This window comes from Pseudomonas sp. GW821-FHT02H06 (assembly GCF_059421525.1).
In genome coordinates, this window is the sequence record NZ_JBWKVD010000023.1 from 44568 (window position 1) to 66821 (window position 22254).

General features: G+C 62.9%; 20 protein-coding genes. 7 read left to right on the forward strand and 13 right to left on the reverse strand.

Annotated features, from left to right (window positions below):
- The first annotated feature begins 34 nt into the window (after positions 1–34).
- Both AC07VF_RS24905 and AC07VF_RS24910 read left to right on the forward strand, forming a co-directional pair.
- Entirely contained in the window at positions 35–1462 is a 1428-nt protein-coding gene (locus AC07VF_RS24905) for an FAD/NAD(P)-binding protein (protein WP_495009890.1), read from the forward strand.
- 164 nt (positions 1463–1626) lie between these two features.
- Positions 1627–2115, forward strand: a complete 489-nt coding sequence (locus AC07VF_RS24910; RefSeq protein WP_282372824.1) for a hypothetical protein — start codon at positions 1627–1629, stop codon at positions 2113–2115.
- Here the strand turns inward: AC07VF_RS24910 and soxR are convergent.
- Entirely contained in the window at positions 2106–2567 is a 462-nt protein-coding gene (gene soxR / locus AC07VF_RS24915; RefSeq protein ID WP_192174229.1) for a redox-sensitive transcriptional activator SoxR, read from the reverse strand. The two genes, AC07VF_RS24910 and soxR, sit on opposite strands and share 10 nt — an antisense overlap.
- 179 nt (positions 2568–2746) lie before the next feature.
- Between soxR and AC07VF_RS24920 the strand changes: the two genes are divergently transcribed.
- Entirely contained in the window at positions 2747–3088 is a 342-nt protein-coding gene (locus AC07VF_RS24920; RefSeq protein WP_495009891.1) for an antibiotic biosynthesis monooxygenase, read from the forward strand.
- A 31-nt stretch (positions 3089–3119) separates the two neighbouring features.
- On the opposite strand, the gene AC07VF_RS24925 is transcribed toward AC07VF_RS24920, so the two are convergent.
- From AC07VF_RS24925 to AC07VF_RS24970, 10 genes are all read right to left on the reverse strand, one after another.
- A complete protein-coding gene (locus AC07VF_RS24925; RefSeq protein WP_192174253.1) occupies positions 3120–4223 on the reverse strand; it encodes a sigma-54 interaction domain-containing protein in 1104 nt (367 codons plus the stop codon).
- 145 nt (positions 4224–4368) lie between these two features.
- The gene (gene ssuD, locus AC07VF_RS24930) at positions 4369–5505 is read right to left on the reverse strand and encodes an FMNH2-dependent alkanesulfonate monooxygenase (RefSeq protein ID WP_192174231.1); all 1137 of its coding nucleotides are present in this window, start codon (positions 5503–5505) and stop codon (positions 4369–4371) included.
- Between the two features lie 398 nt (positions 5506–5903).
- Positions 5904–7520 carry an inorganic phosphate transporter gene (locus AC07VF_RS24935; RefSeq protein WP_346628811.1) on the reverse strand — a complete coding sequence of 539 codons (1617 nt, stop codon included), beginning with the start codon at positions 7518–7520 and terminating at the stop codon, positions 5904–5906.
- A gap of 130 nt (positions 7521–7650) precedes the next feature.
- The gene (locus AC07VF_RS24940; RefSeq protein WP_346628812.1) at positions 7651–8667 is read right to left on the reverse strand and encodes a transporter; all 1017 of its coding nucleotides are present in this window, start codon (positions 8665–8667) and stop codon (positions 7651–7653) included.
- Positions 8668–8774: 107 nt separating this feature from the next.
- On the reverse strand, positions 8775–9608 hold the full coding sequence (locus tag AC07VF_RS24945; protein WP_192174234.1) for an aldo/keto reductase: 834 nt from the start codon (positions 9606–9608) through the stop codon (positions 8775–8777).
- Positions 9609–9842: 234 nt separating this feature from the next.
- A complete protein-coding gene (locus tag AC07VF_RS24950) occupies positions 9843–11279 on the reverse strand; it encodes an efflux transporter outer membrane subunit (RefSeq protein WP_495009892.1) in 1437 nt (478 codons plus the stop codon).
- A complete protein-coding gene (locus tag AC07VF_RS24955) occupies positions 11276–12196 on the reverse strand; it encodes an efflux RND transporter periplasmic adaptor subunit (RefSeq protein ID WP_495009893.1) in 921 nt (306 codons plus the stop codon). The genes AC07VF_RS24950 and AC07VF_RS24955 overlap by 4 nt, the downstream gene beginning before the upstream one ends.
- Positions 12193–12402 (reverse strand): DUF1656 domain-containing protein, encoded by a 210-nt coding sequence (locus AC07VF_RS24960; RefSeq protein WP_065988670.1) that lies wholly within the window; start codon positions 12400–12402, stop codon positions 12193–12195. Before AC07VF_RS24960 ends, AC07VF_RS24955 begins: the two co-directional genes overlap by 4 nt.
- A complete protein-coding gene (locus tag AC07VF_RS24965) occupies positions 12399–14489 on the reverse strand; it encodes an FUSC family protein (RefSeq protein WP_495009898.1) in 2091 nt (696 codons plus the stop codon). The genes AC07VF_RS24960 and AC07VF_RS24965 overlap by 4 nt, the downstream gene beginning before the upstream one ends.
- A gap of 5 nt (positions 14490–14494) precedes the next feature.
- Entirely contained in the window at positions 14495–14947 is a 453-nt protein-coding gene (locus AC07VF_RS24970; protein ID WP_423573893.1) for a MarR family winged helix-turn-helix transcriptional regulator, read from the reverse strand.
- Positions 14948–15514: 567 nt separating this feature from the next.
- Between AC07VF_RS24970 and AC07VF_RS24975 the strand changes: the two genes are divergently transcribed.
- Positions 15515–16183, forward strand: a complete 669-nt coding sequence (locus AC07VF_RS24975; protein WP_192174238.1) for a polysaccharide lyase family 7 protein — start codon at positions 15515–15517, stop codon at positions 16181–16183.
- 702 nt (positions 16184–16885) lie between these two features.
- Here AC07VF_RS24975 and AC07VF_RS24980 read toward each other — a convergent pair.
- Together AC07VF_RS24980 and AC07VF_RS24985 are read right to left on the reverse strand one after the other, a co-directional pair.
- The gene (locus AC07VF_RS24980) at positions 16886–18277 is read right to left on the reverse strand and encodes a heavy metal sensor histidine kinase (protein WP_495009894.1); all 1392 of its coding nucleotides are present in this window, start codon (positions 18275–18277) and stop codon (positions 16886–16888) included.
- Positions 18250–18945, reverse strand: coding sequence for a heavy metal response regulator transcription factor (locus AC07VF_RS24985; RefSeq protein WP_065988665.1), 696 nt, complete (start codon positions 18943–18945; stop codon positions 18250–18252). Before AC07VF_RS24985 ends, AC07VF_RS24980 begins: the two co-directional genes overlap by 28 nt.
- Positions 18946–19256: 311 nt before the next feature.
- On the opposite strand from AC07VF_RS24985, the gene AC07VF_RS24990 reads away from it, so the two are divergent.
- From AC07VF_RS24990 to AC07VF_RS25000, 3 genes are read left to right on the forward strand one after another with little or no spacing between them, the layout of a single operon-like run.
- On the forward strand, positions 19257–19880 hold the full coding sequence (locus tag AC07VF_RS24990; RefSeq protein WP_133775968.1) for a hypothetical protein: 624 nt from the start codon (positions 19257–19259) through the stop codon (positions 19878–19880).
- 57 nt (positions 19881–19937) lie between these two features.
- Positions 19938–20561, forward strand: a complete 624-nt coding sequence (locus AC07VF_RS24995; RefSeq protein WP_495009895.1) for a cytochrome b/b6 domain-containing protein — start codon at positions 19938–19940, stop codon at positions 20559–20561.
- The gene (locus tag AC07VF_RS25000; RefSeq protein ID WP_495009896.1) at positions 20554–21324 is read left to right on the forward strand and encodes a molybdopterin-dependent oxidoreductase; all 771 of its coding nucleotides are present in this window, start codon (positions 20554–20556) and stop codon (positions 21322–21324) included. Before AC07VF_RS24995 ends, AC07VF_RS25000 begins: the two co-directional genes overlap by 8 nt.
- Positions 21325–22254: the final 930 nt, after the last annotated feature.

The following is a 22254-nucleotide window of genomic DNA, read 5'->3' on the forward strand; positions in this document are numbered from 1 at the left end:
GCGCGCCCGCGGGGCGAAGAGAAGGGGAGACGCAATGAGCGCTGCACACAAGGGACCTGACGCCGACATCCTCATCGTCGGCGGTGGCCTCAGCGGCACGATGCTGGCGGTGCAGCTGCTGCGCCTGCCGGGGCAACGGCGCATCGTCATCGTCGAATCACGCAGCGAGTTGGGCCGGGGCGAGGCCTACAGCGCCACCGAGCTGGGCCACACGCTGAATGGCAACGCCGCGCGCATGAGCGTCGACCCGGACGACGTCGACGATCTGACCCGCTGGCTGACCGACTACATCGCCGCCGGCGGCTGGCCGGAGTCTGATCAGCAGCACGTGCCGGTGGCCGAGCTGTTTCCGCCGCGCGGGATCTTCGGTCTGTACGTTCAGCAGCGCCTGGCCGAGGCCCGGCTGATCGGCGAGCGCTGCGGTTCGACCGTCGAGCACGTGCGCGGCGAAGTCACCGACCTGCAGACTGACGCATCCGGCATACGCCTGACCCTCGCCAACGGTGAGCACCTCACCGGCCGCTTCGGCGTACTGGCGACGGGCATGTTCGCCGCCGCGCGCACGCCTCAGCGCGATTCAAACGCCCTTAATGCCGCCGCTGTTGATCCGTGGGACGTAAGCGCCATGGGCCAGCTCGACCCCCAGGGCCGCGTGCTGATCATCGGCTCGGGCCTGACCATGGTCGACGCAGTGGTGTCCCTTGAGCAAGCCGGTCACCGTGGGCCCATCGACGTGTTTTCACGCCACGGCCTGCTGCCCCACGTGCGCCGTCAGCCGCCAACGTGGCCGGACTTCCTCGCCGCCGACCCGAACATTCGCAGTACCCGGCAACTGGTCAGGGCCTTGCGCGAGCAGTGCGCTCAAGCGGCGGAGCAGGGCATCGACTGGCAGGCGCCGCTCGACACCGTGCGCGTCCATATTCCACGGCTGTGGAGTCAGGCGTCTGACCTGCAGCGCCGCCAATTCGTACGCCATGTCCGTCCGTGGTGGGAAAGCCATCACCACCGCTCGCCGCCGCCCAGCGCGCACTTGCTGGACCGGCTGATCGACGAAGGGCGCCTGCACATCCACGCCGCGTCGTTGCTCAGCGTTGAGGGCGCCGAGGCCGGACAGGTCTCCATCAGCGTTCGCTATCGCGGCCAGGACACGGCCAGCAAAGAGAGCGGCGCAGCGCTGATTAACTCGACCGGCATTCAATACGACTGGCGCCGGGTCGACCGTGCCCTCCCGCGCAATCTGCTGGCGCGCGGCCTGATTCAGCCGGGGCCGCTGGCGCTGGGCATTGCCGCCGATGCGGGAGGCGCGGTCATGGACGCCGAAGGGCGTGCCTCAACGCGGCTTTATGCCATGGGCCCGCCCTTGCGTGGTCTGTGGTGGGAAAGCACCGCCGTGACCGACGTGGCGTTGCAGGCCAAAGCGCTGGCGGCACGATTGGCGGCGTTGAGCACCGTACCGTCGTGAAGCCGCAGGAAATTGTGTCGACCACGACACACTTTCCGCAGCCCCTCCTAAAGCACGCTCCGAACGAGCCGAAAGCCCGTTATCGACCCGGTAAGACCGCCCGCTTTTCATCAAGAGGCGACAGGGACGTCAGCGAGTGCACAGGGCTATGGAGGCCATCGTTCATGTTGAGCTTGAGTTTCAGAAATCCTGCGGAGGCAGCACTGCTGCTGCCGCCCTCCGTCGCGTCCACTTCTACAGCCGCCGACGACGCAAGTCAGACCGCCAGCGCCGCCGAGCAGGTGCCCCAGGGCATCGAAGTGCTGCTCTCGCCGGACGCGCAGAAGGTGGCGAAGAAGGGTGACAAGAACGCCGACATCGACGCCACCCACTTGCCTGACCGGATCAAGGAGCAGCTCAAGCTGATCCGCTCGATTCAGGAGCGCATTGCCAAACGCATGCAGGACATGCATGCGTTCATGAGCGACCGGTCGCTCTCGCCCCGCGCCCGGGAGGGCAAAATGCGCCAGTTGCAGATGGAAATCATGGCCATGACCAACTCGCTCATTCAGGCCACCAATCAGCTCAATCAAGCGATGCAGCAGATGCATCTGTCACTGGCGGACCAGACGTTGGCCGGCACCCTGGTCAGTCCGCAGAATCTTCAATCCTGATCCAGCAGGCGCGGTCCGGCGCCTTGCTCGCTCAGGCTGTCGCCGAAGTTGCGCAGCGGGCAGGCCTCCATCGACAGGCAGCCGCAGCCGATGCAGCCATTGAGTTGGTCGCGCAGGGCGGTGAGGCGGTTGATGCGTTCATCCAGATCGGTTTTCCAGCGCTCGGATAACCGGGTCCAGTCGTCAAGGCTGGGCGGTCGGTCCTGGGGCAGGGTCTGCAGCGCGGTCTGGATCGTCGCCAGCGGAATGCCCAGGCGCTGGGCGGTTTTGATCAGGGCCACCCGACGCAGCACGTCCCTGGGGTAGCGACGCTGATTGCCGGCGTTGCGCTGGCTGCTGATCAGGCCTTTGGCCTCGTAAAAGCGCAGCGCGGTGATGGCCACGCCGCTGCGGGCGGACAGCTGGCCGACGGTGAGTTCCCGGGCGATGGGCGGGATGTCCTGGGTAAGCATGCAATCTTCCTGTGTGCCGAACGACGCTTGACCTCCAGTTAACTGGAGGTTTTATCCTGCGCAGCATCCCTTGGCCGGACCGCCTTGGCAAGTGGGGCACCGGCGCAAGAAACGTAGGGGGCCATACCGGTTCGCGCAGCATCCTGTTTAGCAACAACCGTCATCTGTGGAGAACGTTCATGACACCAGCAGCCGCCCATCTTCCGTACAGTCAGTTCGTTGAGTTCGCTGTCGACCCGCAGCATCAGGCCGGGCTGGTCGGTACGCTCAACGAGCGTTTCGAGCAGTTTACGCGGACCTACCCAGGCTTCGTCCGCGCCAGCGTGCAGGTCAGCGAAGACCGTCAGCGGGTGCTGAGCCATGTGCAATGGCTGTCGAAGACCGACTGCGAGCGTGCGTTCGAAAACGCCGAGCAGGGCGAAGGGGACATGTGGGAGTTGATCCGTCGACACCGTGCCACGTCGATGATCTTCAACGCGTACGAAGTGGCGGGGGAAATCGTAGGACCGCGTCAGGGGTGAGCGCAGTCCTACAGGTTGCATCGCTGTGGGATCACACCGATAAATGCAGCATCTGCTCACCCTGGGTCTGTTCACCGGGACGGCGCTTGTTGACGGCCAGTTCGCCAATCTTGATCAGCCGCGCGCGCACGACGTTGCGGCTCAACCCCAGCAATTGCGCGGTGTGCACCTGGTTGTAGTGGCTGAAGCGATAGGCCGCGCGCAACAGGGCGTCTTCGACCTTCTCGTGCAGCGCGCCGGCCTGCTCCTCGAACAGACGCTGGAACGCCCGGGCCAGCAGGGCGTCGGTGGAATCGTCGACGGCGGGGGCTGAGTCTTCCTGGCGTTCAAGGCGCAGGTTCGACAGGCGCAGGTCGCTCGACTGAATCACGCCGTTGCGGCAGATCAGCAGGGTGTGGTGAATGACGTTTTCCAGCTCGCGGATATTCCCCGGCCAGCCGTAGGTGCGCAGCTTGTGCTCGGCATCCGCGCTGATCTGAATCGGTCCGCAACCCAGACGCTGGCTGTAGACGTCGATGAAGTGCCGGCTCAGCGGCATGATGTCGCCCGGCCGTTCGCGCAGGGTGCTCAGCTCCAGATTGACGACGTTCAGGCGGTAGAACAGGTCTTCGCGGAAGTGCCCGGCGTTGATCGCGCGTTCCAGTTGCACGTTGGTCGCGGCCAGCACCCGCACGTTGATCGGCGTGCTTTTGCGCGAACCCAGCCGCACCACTTCGCGCTCCTGCAGGACGCGCAGCAGCTTGACCTGAATCGCCAGGGGCAGATCGCCGATTTCGTCGAGAAACAGCGTGCCGCCGTTGGCTTCTTCGAACCAGCCGGCCTTGGCGGTGAGGGCGCCGGTGAACGCGCCTTTTTCCTGGCCGAACAGCTCGGCTTCCACCAGGGATTCAGAAAACGCGCCGCAGTTGACGGCCACGAACGGCTGGTGACGACGGCTGCTCAGGTTGTGAATGTGCCGCGCCACCAGCTCCTTGCCGGTGCCGGTTTCACCGATGATCAGCACGCTGGCATCGCTGGGCGCGACTTGTTCAATGTGGGCCAGCAGCGCCTGGGACCTCGGGTCCTCGAACACCTGCGCGGTGGCGCGGATCGAGGTGGCCAGGGCCGGCGAGGGCGGTAGGGTCAATAGCTGCATGGGGATCACTTGTGGTTGGAACGGTAAGCTGGCTGTCATGAAGGACTCCTTGTCGCGATGGCAGTTGTCGCGCTGGCAGATCAACCGCTTCCCACATGCTGCGCGGGCGCGCAGCAAGCGGTTGTTTCCAGGGGTGCGGTGAAACTTACTTCTGCGGCGGCAAGTCGTTGGCAATCATCTCGCCGAACGGGCCGGTGAGGTTGGTGATGCCGCGGCCTGCCAGGCTCCGATACGGCTCGGGCAACAGCGGGAACACCAACTCGGCGAAGCGATAGGCTTCTTCCAGGTGTGGGTAGCCGGAGAAGATGAAGCTTTCGATGCCCAGGTCCGCGTATTCCTTGATGCGTGCGGCGACTTCCTGGGGATTGCCCACCAGCGCCGTGCCCGCACCGCCCCGTACCAGGCCGACGCCGGCCCACAGGTTCGGGGCGATTTCCAGGTTGTCGCGACGACCGTCGTGCAGCGCGGCCATGCGGCGCTGGCCTTCGGAGTCGAACCGCGAGAAGGATTTCTGCGCGGCGGCGATGGTCTCGTCGCTGATGTGCTCGATAAGGGTGTCCGCAGCTTTCCACGCTTCTTCGCTGGTCTCGCGGACGATCACGTGCAGACGGATGCCGAACTTGACGGTCCGACCGTTGCGTGCGGCGCGCTCACGCACATCCGCCAGCTTCTCGGCCACGGCGGCAGGGGGCTCGCCCCAGGTGAGATACACATCGACCTGCTCGGCGGCCAGTTCATGGGCTGCCTCGGAGGAACCACCAAAATACAGCGGCGGATAGGGCTTCTGGATCGGCGGGTACAGGGCTTTGGCGTTCTGCACTTTCAGGTGCTTGCCTTCGAAGTCCACGGCTTCGCCCTGCAACACACGGCGCCAGATCTTCAGGAATTCGTCGGTGACTTCGTAGCGCTCGCTGTGATCGAGGAAGCTGCCGTCGCCACGGTTTTCATCCGGGTCGCCACCGGTCACGACGTTGATCAGCAGGCGTCCACCGGACAAACGATCCAGCGTCGCGGCCATGCGCGCGGAGACGGTCGGAGAAATGATCCCCGGACGAATCGCCACCAGGTAACGCAAACGCTCGGTCAGCGGCACGAGGGCCGATGCGATCACCCAGGAGTCTTCGCAGGAGCGGCCGGTCGGAATCAGTACGCCGTGGTAACCCAGATCATCGGCGGCCTGGGCGACCTGCTTCAGGTAATTGAGCGTGACCGGGCGCGCGCCCTTGGTCGTGCCCAGGTAATGGCCGTCGCCGTGTGTCGGTAGAAACCAGAAAACATCCATGAGAAATCCTTCGAGCGGAATCGGTGGGCTTGTAACAAGTGCACCCGTTATAAAGGCTCCGATTTATTCCGTAAAAGAACTGAATCCCATATTTTTATAACCGTTAGAGATATGCCCGGATTTGTACCCTTTGAAGATGCAGCTGACGGGTAAGATCTTGTGGGAGTGAGCTTGCTCACGAAGGAGCCGGAACAACCGCTGCATTCTCGGCGCCTGAAACGCCGTCTTCGTGAGCAAGCTCACTCCCACAAGTCGTGCATTCCACGCGAATCTGCAGTGGGCCTGTCAAACCCGCCTACCTGATTTAGGGCGAGTTACAGACCTGCGCCGGGTCAGAACACCGCGCAAAAAAACAGGCGCCGAAGCGCCTGAAGGAGAGTACGGGAGACTCTTGGACATCAGAAAATCTGGGTGAACAGCCAGTACAGGCTGCCCGACAACAGAATCGCGGCAGGCAGAGTCAGCACCCATGCCATCGCCAGATTGCGCAGGGTGCGCATCTGCAGGCCGGAGCCGTTGGCGACCATGCTGCCGGCCACGCCCGAGGACAGAACGTGGGTGGTCGAGACCGGCAATCCATACATGTCCGCCGCGCCAATGGTCAGCATCGCAACGACTTCAGCCGATGCGCCCTGGGCGTAGGTCAGGTGAGTCTTGCCGATCTTTTCCCCGACCGTGATCACGATGCGTTTCCAGCCCACCATGGTGCCCAGGCCCAGCGCGATCGCCACGGCCACCTTGACCCACAGCGGAATGAAGCGCGTCGCGGTATCGATCTGCTCCTTGAACGTGTCGACCTTGGCCTGGGTGTCGGCGTCGAAGTTACCGACCTTGTTCTTGTCCATCACACGGATGGCTTCCGACGTCAGGTACATGTCGTTTCGTACGTTGGCCGTGGCTTCGGCTGGCACCTTGGCCAGAGATCCGTAACTGGCGACCTGATCGCCGATCTTGCCGGCCATCACCGCCAGCGCCGGGATCAAGTCAGGCGTGGCCTGCTTGTCGCGGATGTAAGTCGACAGCGTCTGGCGGGAATCGGCCGGCGCGGGAAGCGGCGCCGCTTTGGTCAGGGCCTGTTGAGTAACCTGGGCGACTGCAGCGAATTGCACCGATTGATCGGCCGGCATGGCGCGGTTCAGCGCGTAAGCCATCGGCAGCGTACCCACCAGAATCAGCATGATCAGGCCCATGCCTTTCTGACCGTCGTTCGAGCCGTGGGCAAACGACACCCCGGTGCAGGTCAGGATCAACAGACCACGAATCCAGATCGGGGGCGGCTTGTTGCCTTCCGGCGCTTTGTACAGCGCGCGGTTCTTCACGAACATGCGCAGCGCCATGAGCAACAGCGCGGCGCAGGTGAAGCCCACCAGCGGCGAGAGCAGCAGCGAATAACCGACTTTGGTCGCCTGGGACCAGTCCACGCCGCTGGTGCCGTCGCGGCCATGCATCAACGCGTTGGCAATGCCGACGCCGATGATCGAACCGATCAGCGTGTGGGAAGACGAGGCCGGCAGACCCAGCCACCAAGTGCCGAGGTTCCACAGGATCGCTGCGATGAGCAGGGCGAAGATCATCGCGTAACCCGCCGATGAACCGACCTGCAGGATCAGTTCGACCGGCAGCAGGGCGATGATGCCGAACGCCACCGCGCCGCTGGAAAACAGCACGCCCAGAAAGTTGAAGGTTCCTGACCAGACCACGGCGAAGTTCGGCGGCAGAGAGTGGGTGTAGATGACGGTCGCGACGGCGTTGGCGGTGTCGTGGAAACCGTTGACGAACTCAAAGCCCAGCGCGATGACCAATGCGACGCCAAGCAAAATGAACGGCGTCCAGGTCAGCACGACGGTACCCAGATCGTCCATGTCCTGCTTGAGGCTGTAGCCGGTGTAGAACAGGCCCAATGCCAGCACAACGAAGAAAATCACCATCGTCGTCATGCCAGGCTTGCGCCCGAATTGAGCACTCAGTCCGGGTCCCTGTTGCAGAGAGCCTTGAGCCAGTGTGGGGGTCGCCATGGGGCACAATCCTGTTGATGAGGGATAGTGACCATGATCATTACAAAATGTGACAGAGATGCGACATGGGTCACGTTTTGCGCGGATTTGCTGGTGTTAGGGACCAATGGACGCGCTAATGACGCTGCCGCTAATAGTCCCGACTTTTGCGAAACGCCCACCTTCCCGCAATAAACGTAAATGTCGCCACCAGCGCAACCAGCACCCAGAACCCATGGGGATCGGACGCCAGTGGTATACCGCCGACGTTCATGCCGAAGAAACCCGCGACGATGTTGATCGGCAGCGCCAGCACGGTGACGACGGTGAGGGTGAACAGCGTGCGGCTGCTCTGTTCGTTGAGATTGGCGGCGATTTCTTCCTGCAGCAGTTTGATCCGTTCGCCGAGGGCGGTGAGGTCGCTGATCACCAGCGCCGACTCTTCGGTGGATTGCCGCAGTTCTTGCAAATCCTCCTCCAGCAGCCACTGCGGCGGTCGGTGCAGCAGGCGCATCAGCGAGCCGGGTTCCAGGGCCAGCAGCCGTTGCAGGCGCACCAGCACCCGACGCATGGCGCCCAATTCCGAGCGGTTGTTGCTCAGGCGTTGGGACAGAAGCTGGTCTTCGATTTTGTCGACGCTGATGCTGGTCTTGCGCATGAACTGGCTCAGCACGTCGCTCTGGTCGCGCAGCAGGTGGGCGAGCAGTTCCAGCGGGGAGCGGAAGGTTTCGCCCTGTTTCACCGACGAGCGCAGCCGGTCCACTGAACGCAACGGCTGATGGCGCGCGGAGATCATCAGGTTGCTGCGTACGCAGACCCACAATGTGGCGATGTCGGTGGAGACGCGGTTGAAGTCGAAGACCACGTCGTTGACCACCGCGAGCAGGGCGGAGTCGACGTGTTCGATGCGCGTGGAGCGCGACCCTTCGTGCAGGGCTTCGAGAAACTCGTCAGGCAGGTCGAGGTTGGTTTTCAGCCAGCGTTCGCAGCTGGCGTGGGTCAGGTTCAGGTGCAGCCAGACGAACTCGTCCGGCGCGGTGGGCTGGCGCAGGCATTCAAGCGCCGCCGTCGAATCCAGTTCGCGGCCGGGTTCCTCGGGACGGAAGCGGAACCCGTACAGCAAGCCAAACAGATCGGAGTCCTGATGGTGGGCGATGCGTTGATTCATGAAGGCTCGCAGACGGGAAGTGCCCCGCAGGGCACGAGATCGAAAGCGGCATCATCGCAAGGGGTTTTGACAGTTTTGTGACGGTTTGTGTCTGCCAGCGGTCTTGTTCAGACCATTGACAGGCGCGTCTTGCGCAAGGGCGCCGGCCATGAGGAATCAATCAACAATTCATCCTCGATGGACAGCTCGATCTCAACCGCGGCAGCGTTTAATTCCAGGTGATGGGGCGTGACGGCCTTGGGAATGGCGATCACGCCGTCCTGACGCAGCACCCACGCCAGGCTGATCTGCGCCGGGGTGGCGTCGTGGCGTTCGGCAACTTCAAGGATGGCAGGGTTCATCAGCAAGTTGCCGGCCTGACCGATCGGGCAGTACGCCATCAGCGGCATCCGGGCGGTTTGCATCCACGGCAACAGGTCGTATTCGATGCCGCGTTCTTCCGGGTTGTACAGCACCTGATTGGTGGCACATCCGCCGCCGAGGCCGAGCTCGTCCAGCTCAAGCAGGTCGGACACGTCGAAATTCGACACGCCCCAGCGGCCGATCTTGCCCGCTTCGCGCAGACGCTCGAAGGCCTCGACGGTTTCTTCCAGCGGGTACTGACCGGCCCAGTGAAGCAAATACAGATCGATGTAGTCGGTCTTCATGCGCTTGAGGCTGCGCTCGCACGCCGCCGGAATGCCCGCTCGGCTGGCGTTGTGCGGGTAGACCTTGCTCACCAGCATGACCTCGTCGCGGCGCCCGGCAATGGCCTGGCCGACCACTTCCTCAGCGCCGCCTTCGCCGTACATCTCGGCGGTGTCGATCAGCGTCAGGCCCAGGTCGATGCCCAGTTGCAGCGCCGAGACCTCCGCCTCGAACTGATGGCGGTCCTCACCCATGTGCCAGGTGCCCTGACCGATAACGGGGACGGTTTTGTCTGCCAGTTCAAGCGTGCGCATCGGGGGTGCCTCCGGGCGGATAGGACTGAATGATTAAAAACTCAGGCAGTGCTGGCCGGCAGGGGTTCAATCGCAAGCGAATGCGCGGTGCGTGAGTGGGACTGCGTATCTACTGTAGGACCGGCTTCAGCCGGGAAGAGGCAGGTGTGGACGACATCAATTTTGCGGTGTGACCACCGACGCCTTCCCGGCTAAAGCCGGTCCCACAAAGAGTTCACGCCAACCCGCGAGAACTTACTTATGCCCGTTCTCCCAACCCCCACCCAGCGCCAGGAACAGGTCGATCTGTCCCATCGCCACCTGGGTGTTCGCCGCCGCCAGTTGCGCGGTGACGTCGGTGTAGGTGCGGGTGGCTTGCAGGTCGGCGAGGAAGGATTCGCGGCCGGCGAGGAAGAACCGATGGGTCTGGTCCGCTGCCTGGCGCGCCGACTCCTCGGTTTCCACCAGCGCATCGCGACGTTGCAGCAGCGCGGTGTACTGGGACAGACCGGTTTGCGCCTCGCGGATGGCGTTGAGCACCACGCCATCAAAATGCGCCAGCGCCGCCTGATTTGACGCTTCGGCGATGTGAATCCGCGCCCGCGCGCCATTGGACGGGATGGTCCAGTTGATCACCCCGCCAAAGCCCCAACGATTGGTCGACGGATCGCCCAGTTCATCGAGAATCCCCACAGTGCCCACCGTCGCGCCGATGCTGATGTCGGGATAGAGCTCGCCCGTCGCCACACCAATGGCCGCCGTCGACATCGCCAGTCGGCGTTCAGCCTGGCGCACATCGGGGCGACGCTTGAGCAGCGCGGCGCCATCGCCCACTGGCATGACCTGGGCAATGTGCGGCAGCTCGGCGCATTCCGCCACCCCTTGGGGCAGCTGATTCAGCGGACGGGCGAGGAGCATCGACAGGCGATACAGCGCCGACTTCTGCGCCGCTTCGTAACGCGGCAAGTCAGCCCGCAGCGAGCGGAACTGGGTTTGCGAGCGCGTCACCTGGGTTTCATCGCCGCGGCCGGCGTCCCGCAGGCGTTGGGTCAGGCTCAGGCTCTGCTTCTGCAGGTCAAGGGAGTGCAGGGCGATGTTGCGTTCTTCGTTGGCGGCACACACCTGGGTGTAGGCGCGAACCACGTCGGCCACCAGCGTGATGCGTGCCGTGTCGGCAGCGGCCTGGGTCGCGTCGGCGTTCGCCTGGGCGGCTTCGATGCCGCGCTGCAACACGCCAAACAGGTCGAACTGGTACGAGGTGGTCAGCCCGACATCGCCGACGTTCGCGACCGGGACTTTTTCCGGCAGCAGATAGGCCTGACCGGCTTCCTGCAAGCGCTGCGCCCCGGCTTTGGCCGTGCCGCTCCAGCCACCGGCCGCATCCGCCTCGCTCATCTGAAAGCGCGCCCGTTGCAGGTTCGCCGCCGCGACGCGCAGGTCAGTGCTCGACACCAGCGCCTGACCCACCAGCTCGTCAAGTTTCGGGTCGTGATACAGCCGCCACCAGTCAGCCGGTACCGGCGCCGACACCACGTTGGACGACGAACCGGCCAGCTCGCCTTGCAGATCGGGGCGATTCACAGCGGATTTATCGGGCAGCGTGTAATCCGGGCCGACCACCGTGCAAGCCGACAGCAGCAAGCCCATGCACATGCTCATGCCCACCGTCAGCAGGCGTGCGCGGTGTTTCATTTCGGCGCTCCTGGCTGGACGGATTGGTCATTTCCCTGAGCATCTGCGCGGGCGTCATCAATGATCGACACCGTCGCGGTCCGCCCGGCAATCATGCGGAAGTCCGCCGGTACTTCATCAAAGGCGATGCGCACCGGAATCCGCTGGGCCAGACGCACCCAGCTGAAGGCCGGATTGACGTTGGGCAGCAGGTTCGAGCCGCTGCTGCGGTCGCGGTCTTCGATCGCCGCGACAATGCTCACCACATGACCACGCAGGCGCGCGTTGTCGCCGATCACGCGGATGTCCACGCTGGAGCCGATGTGAATCCCGTCCAGCTTGGTTTCTTCAAAGTAGCCGTCGATGTGGAACGAGTTGCTGTCCACCACCGACAGCACCGGGTGCCCGGCGCTGACGAATTCGCGGTCGCGGGGCGCGCGGTCGTTGAGGTAGCCGTCCACCGGGCTGCGGATCACCGAGCGGTCCAGGTTCAGTTGTGCGGAATCGACGGCCACTTGCGCTTCGTTCAACGCCGACAGCGCGCGGGCTTCCTTGGACTGGCTTTCTTCCAGCTGTTCGCGGGCGACCAGATTGCCGAGGCTGCGGTTGCGACGGTTCTCGCGCTGGGCCTGCTCCCAGGTCTCCTTGCGCTCGGCGACCGTGGCCTGGGCCTGGCGCAAGGCGAGACGAAAGCGGTCCTGGTCGATGGTGAACAGCAACTGGCCTTTCTTGACCAATTGGTTGTCGCTCACCGCGACCTTCTCGATCAGCCCCGAGACGTCGGGGGCGATCTGGATGACGTCGGCGCGGATGTGCCCGTCGCGGGTCCAGGGCGCGTACATGTAATACATCACCATGCGCCAGACGACGATCGCGGCGAGGGTGACAACCAGCAGGGTCAGGACCACGCGGCCCAGCGTCAGAAGAGGTTTTTTCATTTCATCAGGTATCGACTTAGGGTATCCACGACGCCGAGCAGCAGAGCGTATAGACCGACGTTGAACAAAGCCCGGTGCCAGACCAGGCGGTAGAAGCGGGCGCGCGTCAACACGGCGTGCACCACCAGAAAAATCAGGTAAGCGATGCCCATCAGCACCAGAAAGGTCGGCAGGAAAATCCCGCTGATGTCCACATCACCGATCATAACGGCGCTCCATCGATGCCATAGGGCGGTTGTTCTTCCTGCTCGGCGAGCACATCGACGATCTCCACCCCCGGCAGCAGCGCCAGGCGCAAGCCACTGAGGGCGTGCAGCAGATTCATCCGCGCCGCGTCATCCCCCTCACCATTGAAGGTCAGCGCGCGGCGGGCGCGGTCCATGGTCATCAACAGACCTTTGGGCGCCGACAAACGCTCCCGGGCTTTCAGGCAGGCGCGGAAATGCGCACCGACTTCGATGGTGACCTGACGCAGCAACTGGCGCGGCAAAGGGTCGACCCGCGGCATATAGGCCAGCAGGTCGAGCATGTTCAGGGCGACGCGGGCTTCACGCAGCGCGCTGGTGGAATCCTGCGCAGTGATCGCCAGACGCGGAAGATGCTGCATCAGCCGGTCGAGCATGCGCACGCCCATTTGCCGGTGCTCGGCCAAGGTGGCCTCTTCGCTGAGGGAGACGATGTCGCGCCAACTGAAGCGGGTCATGCGCTTGGCCGCCACTTCGGTGCCGAACGGTCTGACGATCAGCGTCCAGACGAAGGCGAAGGCCAGACCCGCCGGCCCGGCCAGGTTGGAATTGACGAAATTCACGAAGTCGGCGTCGTAGGCGCTCTGGATGCTGATAAAGGACGAGGTATTGACGATGGTCAGCAGCGTGCCGAGGTAGAACTTCGGTTGCACGGTCAGGGTGCCAACGCAAATAAACGGCACCGAAAACGCCAGCACCAGCATCGGGAAGTCGTGCAGGTTGGGCAGCACCACGAACAGATAGAGGCTGGCGAAGATCACCGACATCATGGTCCAGAAGAAGAACCGGTAGATCTGCGGCGCCGGGTCGTCCATCGCCGCGAAAAAGCTGCACGACACCGCCGCCAGCGCCACCGCGCTTGCGCCGTCCTGCCAGCCCAGCATGATCCACAGCACTGACGCGACGATGATGGCGCTGACCGAGGTCGCCACCGAATACAGCATCATCCCGCGGTCGAGGAACGGCGACAGTCGCCCCAGCCGCCAATGGCGGTACACCGCGCGCCATGCCGAGTGGTCGTCGGTCTCGATGGCGTGTTGCAGGCTGCGGCAGTCCTGCCACAAGTCGATCCATTCGCGCAGCCGATACAGCGCGTTCGACAGCAGCAGTTGCCGGCGATCGTCGATCTGCGCGGGTGTCGGTTGCAGGCGGTCGAGCTCGGCGTGCAGCGCTTTCCAGTACTTGATCGGCGCGCCTTCGGCGGTCTGCTCGACCCAGTCGCGGCACTCGATCAACAGCGGCGCAAGGTCGGCGACGTGCTCGGGCGAGCGCCGCTCCAGCGCCCAAAGGGCATCGTCCAGGGCATCAATCACCGGCAGCAGGTGAATCATCCGGCCGCGCAGCTCTTTGGCGTTGCGCACGGTCTGGCGATGGGCGCCTTCGTGGGGCAACTGGCCGATCATCAGCTCCAGGCTGTTGAAGGTGCCGACCATGGCCGTGCGCAGGCCGCCGACCGCTTCCGGCGTGGCGCTGCGGGAGAGAAATAGATCGCTGTAGGCCGAGGCGTCCTTGAACCACTTGCCCATGGCATCGACCAGCACCGGCGCCAGCCGACGTGGCCAGAACATCGCGCCGACCACGGCGGCGCAGACGATGCCGAGAAAGATCTCCTCGGTGCGCGAGACGGCGATGTCGAACACCGCCTGGGGGTTGTCGACCACGGGAAAGGAAATCAGCGGCATGGTGTAGCCGGCCAGCATCAGCGCGTAGCTGTTGGCGGTGCGCAAATGCAGGGACAGAAACAGCAGGGTGCCGGTCCACAGCGCGATGACCACCGCCAGCAAAAACGGCGTCTGCACGAACATCGGCACCAGCACCACCGAAGCGGCGGCGCCGAGCAACGTGCCGGCCGCGCGGTACAGCGCCTTGGAGCTGGTCGGCGCCACGAACGGGCTGGAGACGATGTACACCGTTGCCATCGCCCAGTAAGGGCGGGGCAGTTCCATCATCAGCGCGATGTACAGCGCCAGCATCGAAGCCGCGAACGTGCGCACGCCGTAGAACCAGTCGCGGCCCGGCGGTACTCCGTCGAAAAAGCCTTTGAACAGGCCGCTCAAGATGACGACTCCGGCGCCATCGGTGTGGCCTGGGCAATGGCGTTGAACACGCGCAACGTCGCCTCAAGATCCGCCGGGTCGACGTGACTGAAGATGTCGCGGCGCAGGCGGATCAGCTCTTCCTCGATGGAATTGGCCAAAGCGCGGCCCTCGTCGGTCAGGCTCAAGGCCTTGGCGCGGCGGTCCGTGGGGTCTTCGGTGCGCTGCACCAGCCCGGCTTTGCACAACTGATCGAGCAGGCGCACCAGTGACGGGCTTTCCAGCCCGCAGGCCTGGGCCACCGTCACTTGGCGCACGCCCTCACCCAGGCGCGCGATCATCAGCAACGGGCCCGCGCAGGCTTCGCTCACGCCGACGTTCATCAACGTGGTCTGGCAGACGCGGCGCCACTGCCGGGAGGCCGCGACGACGCCGCCGGTGATGCGCATTTGCAGGGTGTCAGGGTTCATGAAAAGGCCATTGGGGCGGTGTGGGTTTGGTTAGGAGCTGAATGATTAGGCGCTGCATTATTAGGCTGCTAACTAATAATATCTTGTTACACCCTGGTATCGTCAAATGGAATGTTGGCAGACCTGCCCGGCGGATTGTCGCAGGCGGGCGTGTCCAGATTTTCAGTTGAGCGGGAGGGGCCTGCCAGGCGCTCACGACCGCGGAGCACGATGGAAGAGGGTACGTGTGAAGGAATTTATCGTACCGTCTGTCGGGTGGGTGCTCGCCAGCTGAACTATTTTTTTGAGGGCCGTCTAAGCGTCCTCCAAAAAAATGGCGCCAAATAATTAGCCTTCATCGCCCGGTTTACGCTGGCTGGACAAATCTGGAAGGCAATGGGCCACTTTTACCCAGTAATGGCATTGTGCTGGCCTTAACCGCCTCCTCAGGTGGCTCGGCGGTTTCTTGACTCCGGGGACGACTAAAGATCAAACGGTTCAGCCGATAGCAAAGATGACGGGAACGGCAGTGACAGGCCTGTTCCAGACACCTCCTTTGCTGTGCGCATCGCGCACCATGAGTGCACCATGATTGATCTCGCCATCTGGAATCTTTCTGTACCGGTCGGTATCCCCGCCGCCACCATCGACACGCCAAAGCTGGTGGCCGGCTACAAGGATGGTTACTTCCGTTCAGGGGACACTTTGTTCTTCTGGGCACCGGTGACCGGGTCAAGGACTGACAACGCGATCTATCCCCGTACCGAATTGCGTGAGACCTACGCCAACGGTGCGGTGCACAACTGGGTTTACTCCCAGGCGGACAATTTCCTGCGCGCGGCGCTGACCGTGGACCAGGTGCCATCGACGGGCAAGATCGTCATCGGCCAGATCCACTGCTATGGCAGCACCGAGCCGCTGATCAAGCTTGAGTATCAGTACAAGGAAAAACTCAAGAGCGGCAACATCGTCGTCAAGTTTCGCCTGACGCCGACCTCCGAGCCCGAAGTGATTCAGGTCGCGACCGGCGTGCTGCTCAAGGAGCGCTTCACCTACACCATCCACCTGACCGCCGCCGGCAACCTCACGGTCAACGCCCACGAGATGCAATGGGGCACCAAGCTCGACCCGTCGTGGAGCGGCAAGCCGCTGTACTTCAAGGCCGGCGTGTACACCCAGGACAACACCGGCTACGCCACCGAAGGCGGGGCAGCGACGTTCTACAAACTGCAGGCGACCCACGACAAGAAAGCGTGAGGCTTGGGGCAGACTGCTGTCTCGCGTTAAGCTCCGTCCTTGTGGGAGCTTGCTCACGAAGACGGTATTTCAACCACTGGATATGTAGTGGATGTACCGGCCTCTTCGTGAGCAAGCTCACTCCTACAGGTCCCGCAGCGTGACCAAGATCCCGAGCCGATCACCGATCCGGTGGGAGCGAGCTTGCTCGCGAAGGCTTACTTTCAGCCGCCGGAGGACGCGACTGAATGCCCCGGCCTCTTCGCGAGCAAGCTCACTCCTACAGGTCCCGCAGTGTGACCAAGATTCCGAGTCGATCACCGATCCCGTGGGAGCGAGCTTGCTCGCGAAGACTTAATTCCAACCACTGAAGATCTAGCGGATGTACCGGCCTCTTCGTGAGCAAGCTCACTCCTCAAGGTCCCGCAGCGTGACCAAAATCCCGAGTCGATCACCGATCCGGTGGGAGCGAGCTTGCTCGCGAAGATTTAATTCCAACCGCTGAAGATCCAGCGGATGTACCGGCCTCTTCGTGAGCAAGCTCACTCCCACAGGTCCCGCAGCATGACCAAAATCCCGAGTCGATCACTGATCCGGTGGGAGCGGGCTTGCTCGCGATGGCTTAATTCCAACCGCTGAAGATCTAGCGGATGTACCGGCCCCTTCGTGAGCAAGCTCACTCCTACAGTTCATCTGCCGGCAGGTGACAGTCTGCGCTGCGCGCTATCGTGGAAACACCAGCCCGAAACAGATCCGCCCCGGTGTCGGTTGGTTGACCGTCACTTCGCCGCCATGCAACTGCATGATCGCGGCGACGATCGCCAGGCCGAGTCCATTGGAGTCGGAGCTCTGGTGGCGTGAGGCATCGCCGCGGTAGAAGCGGTCGAACAGTTTGCCCAGGGTCGCGTCGTCCAGCGTCGGGCCCTGGTTCTCCACTTCGATGCGGCAGTGCCTGGCACTTTCAACCACACGAACATCGATGATGCTGCGTTCATCGGCGTAGCGAATTGCGTTCGCCACCAGATTGCTCAGCGCCCTGCGCAGCAACAGGGGATCAGCCTCGATCCGAGCGTCGCCTTCAGTGTGCAGGGCGATGTCCCGTTCTTCCGCCAGCCCTTCGAAATAGCCCGTAACCCGTTGCATCTCGTCCGCCAGGTCCAGCGTCTGGCGATTGAGCGCGGCTTGCGCTTCATCGGCGCGCGCGAGGAACAGGATGCTTTCGACCATCCGCGAGATGCGTTCCAGCTCCTCCAGATTCGAGGCCAGCAGCGCCTGATATTCATCTTCCGTACGCGGTTGCCGCAGCGCCACTTGGCAATGCCCCATCAGCGAACCCACAGGCGTGCGAATTTCATGGGCCAGGTCGGCGGAAAACTGAGTCAGCCGCTGATAGCCATCGGCAAGCCGGTCGAGCATCGCGTTGTACGCCTCGCCCAGTTGCTGCAGCTCCACCGGCGTGTCGCGGTTGTCCATGCGGCTGTCCAGTTGCGCCGGGGTGATGGCCGCGGCATGGTTGGCCATCCTGCGCAAGGGGCGCAGACCCCGGCGCAGCAACACATATCCGAGCAGCGCCGTGAGCACGAAGGCCAGCGCCACGGCGAACAGGATGCGGTTACGGAAGCCCGCCAGGGTGGCCATTTCCTTGACCGCGATGTGCGCCGCCGTCAGATGCACAGTCTTGCCGCCGGACACTGCTTCGACCGTCGCCGCGCGCATCGGCACCCCTGAATCCAGCATGCCGCTGCGCATGTCGGCCACGCTCAGCGGCATGTCGGCTGGCACCACCGGCATCTCCGGCAGCGGCGCGTGCAGCGGATTGACCATGATCACCGCCGGCTTGCCCGGCTCGGCGATGAGGAAAATGTCGTCCTCGCTGTCGAGCATGTTCTCGAACAGCTGCGGGCTGCTTTGCAGCGTGGTCAGGGTCAGGTCGTACTGCAGCAGTTTGCGAAAGTGGTCCAGCCGCGCCAGCACCGCGTGGTCGCTGCGGGTCATGACCGCGCCCTTCATGGTCTCGTAGAGGTACATGCCGGCGCTGGCGACGGCGAGCATGGCCACCACCGAAAACGCCAGAGTCGCGCGCAGGGTCAGGGATGGCTGGCGTCGGGCTCGCATGGCCGCACCTCGCAGACGTAACCGATGCCGCGCACGGTGTGGATGAGTTTGATCGGGTAGGGCGTGTCGACCTTGCTGCGCAGGCGCTTGATCGCCACGTCGACGACGTTGGTGTCGCTGTCGAAATTCATGTCCCAGACTTCCGAAGCGATCTGCGCCCTCGACAGCACGTCGCCTTCGCGGCGCAGAAACAGATGCAGCAGCGCGAATTCCTTGTTGGTCAGGGTAATGACCTGTTGCTGACGCGTGACCCGTCGGCGCAGCAGGTCCAGTTCCAGATCGGCCAGATGAAAATGATCGGCCTCGCGCACCACGCCGCGACGCAGAATGGTGCGGATGCGCAGGAGCAATTCGGTGAAGGAAAACGGCTTGACCAGGTAATCGTCGGCGCCCAGTTCCAGGCCCCGAATGCGGTCCTGCAACTGATCCCGGGCGGTGAGAAACAGCACCGGCACATCCTGCTTCGCCCGCAGGATTTCGATGATCTGCCAGCCGTCGATGCCGGGCAGCATGACGTCGAGCACCAGCAAATCGTAGCTGTGCTCAAGGGCCATGTGCAGGCCGTCGGTGCCGTGCTGGGTCCAGTCGACTTTGTAACCGGACTCGGTAAGACCTTTCTTCAGGTACTCGCCGGTCTTGGTGTCGTCTTCGATAAGCAGAATGTGCATCGTCGGTCAGGCTCGCTTCACGTCATTGGCAGCGTCGCCGGCGTGGGGTGTCGGATGATTCATCAGATTGGGTCAGAACAGGCGCGAAGGGCTGCAGGCCGCGCCGGATGTGGAGTGTAACCAACGGATGGCGCGCGGTCGGTTACATTTTTGTCATTGATCGGCGCAGTGACGAACCTGCCGCCCGAATGACAAAAATGTAATCGGGCGGTCATTGTCGGGTGCCGGTTACGGGTACAGGATGGTGGTCATGCAACACATGACGTTCCGCTTCAACTTTCCCAACTGCCTGAAGGAATCCACCGATGAAGATGAAGACAGCCCTGACCACTACGTTCGGCATGCTCATGCTCAGCGCCGCCGTCATGGCCTCTGCCGCCGGCATGGCGGCGGGTGACATGCCTGTGGTCAAGCCACTGCGCGGGACGGTCGACAGCGTCGACAGCAACACCCTGAATTTCACCACCCGTTCCGGCGCCCATCAGAGCATCGGCCTGACCGACAAGACCGGCATCCGTCTGGTCTCCAAGACTGACATCGCATCGATCAAAGCGGACAGCTTCATCGGTTCCGCCGCGACCCCACAGGCCGACGGCACGCTGAAAGCCCTGGAAGTGACTGTGTTCGAACCCAGCCTGAAAGGCAGCGGTGAAGGCCACTACGGTTGGGAAAACGCGGACGGCAGCACCGGCACCATGACCAATGGCACCGTTGGCAAGCTGAGCGGCAAGGCCAACGGCCGTACGCTGAGCGTCGGCTACAAAGGCGGCGAGAAGCAGCTGGTCGTGCCGGAAGACGTGCCGATTGCCTACGTGCAGCCGGGCAAGGTCGATGAGCTGGTCAAGGGCGCGAAAATCGTCGTGTTCCCGGGCGAAGACGGCAAGACCGCACGCGGTGTCGCGGTCGGCAAAGACGGCTTCCAGCCGCCGATGTAAGCGGGTTGCGGCGTCTCACGGCGCCGCTTTCACCGAATCCGTGATGAGTCTCGCACCATGAAAAAAACCAGAATTCATCCATGGCCCATCCGCCTGACGCACTGGATCAATGCCTTCGGCATGGTCTGCATGTTCATGAGCGGGTGGGGCATCTATAACGCTTCGCCGCTGTTTCGCTTCTCCTTCCCCCGGGATTTCACCCTGGGCGGCTGGCTGGGCGGCGCGCTGGCGTGGCACTTCGCAGTGATGTGGCTGTTGGTGATCAACGGCCTGATCTACGTGCTGTATGGCCTGTTCACGCGGCATTTCAAGCGCGACTTCCTGCCGGTCACCTCCACAGCGGTCAAGCGCGACATGCTTGACGCGCTGCGTTTTCGTCTCAAGCACGAGAAGGGCGTCTACAACGCCGTGCAGCGTCTGATGTATTGGCTGGTGCTGGCTGCCGGCGTGTTGATCGTGCTCACGGGGCTGGCGATCTGGAAGCCGATTCAGTTGCAGGAATTGACCGCTGTGTTCGGCGGATACGATTTCGCCCGTTACGTGCATTTTGCGGCGATGGCGTTCATTGGCGCGTTCGTGGTGGTGCATCTGGCCCTGGTGCTGATGGTGCCGAAAACCCTGATGCCGATGATCACCGGCGGTACGCGTGGGATTGAGAGCGGGAAGGTCGAGCATGATTGAGCCTAAAAAACGCGCCATTGCGCGCATCAAACTGGAGCCGGCCCAGCAGATCCAGCTGGAGAGCCTGCAGCGTCGGCATCTCCTCAAGGGCGGGCTGACCGTGGGCGCGATGGCGATGCTCACCGGTTGCAACCTGCAGGACGGCGATCAGGTGGATAAGGTGCTGTGGAGCATGTCGCGCTGGAACGACAGGGTTCAGGCCTGGCTGTTCAGCGGGCAAAAGCTGGCGCCGACGTTCAGCAAGGATCAGGTCCGCACTCCGTTTCCGTTCAATGCGTTTTACAGCGAGGATGATATTCCGGAGCTGGACACGGCGGACTGGAAGCTGGGTGTGTCGGGGTTGGTGCGCGACAAGGCGCCGTGGACGCTGGAGGGGTTGCGCAAGTTGCCCCAGCGCAGCGATATCACGCGCTTGATTTGTGTGGAGGGTTGGAGCGCGATCGGGCAGTGGGGCGGTGTGCCGTTGCGGACGTTTCTGGAGCATGTGGGTGCGGATACGACGGCGAAGTTTGTCGGGTTCAAGTGCGCGGATCGGTATTACTCGAGTCTGGACATGCCGACGGCGTTGCATCCGCAGACGCTGCTGGCGCTGGACTTTGCCGAGGTGGCGCTGCCGCCGGAGTATGGTTATCCGTTGCGGGTGAGGGTGCCGACGAAGCTGGGGTTCAAGAATCCGAAGCATATCGTCGAGATTGTGGTGAGTAATGAGAATCCCGGGGGGTATTGGGAGGATCAGGGGTACAACTGGTTTAGCGGGATCTGATCCCGCGTTTTTCAGGATCAAGATCAAAGGCGTCTACCTGGGGGCAGACTGTTTCGCCTTCGGCGAGTTACTTGGAAAAGCACCCCAAGTAACCAAGGGTGCTTGCTCCTGGTTAGGCCCTTCGTTCCTCAGGGTTCCTTCACTCCGGTCTCGCTCCGTGGGCCCGCCGCCATCCGCCATCCATGCCGCTCGGCCCACTGCGCGACACCTCCGTTCAGCCTGCACCCAAGTCGCGATTTGTGTCGTCTGCACTTCCTGCATACGAAGATCAAAAGCAGATCAAAAGCGGATCAGAAGCAAATCAGAAGCAGATCAAAAGCGGACCAAGGGTGGATTGCGGGCTAAGGATGCTGGGGACTTGTGGGAGCGAGCTTGCTCGCGAAGGCATTGGTACATCCGCCGAATATTGGGTGTTTGAAATGCAGCATTCGCGAGCAAGCTCGCTCCCACAGGATGGGTGTGCGATCAGCAAAAATGCTGGCGCCTGGGCTGGCCTCTTCCCGGCTGAAGCCGGTCCTACTGAATGCACCGCGTACACCCCGTGGGACCTGCTTTGCTGATCGTGCCCTCGCTCCGCGTGGGTATGCATCCCAGGACGCTCCGCGTCCATTCCCGGCTGAAGCCGGTCCCACTGAATGCACGCGGTGTCCTGTAGGACCTGCTTCAGCAGGGAAGGCGTCGATCGTCACGCCGCAAACTGATTGCGAACAATCCGGCCTCTTCCCGGCTAAAGCCAGTCCTACAAACACCGCGGTCACCGTAGGACCGGCTTCAGCCGGGAAGCCCTTGATCTGCCCTTGATCTGCTCCTGATCTGCTCTTGATCTGCTTTTGATCTTCGGACACAAAAAGCTCAAACACCGCCAATCGCGACTTGGGTGCAGGCTGAACGCAGGTTTCGCGGAGTGGGCCGAGCCGCATGGATGCGGCG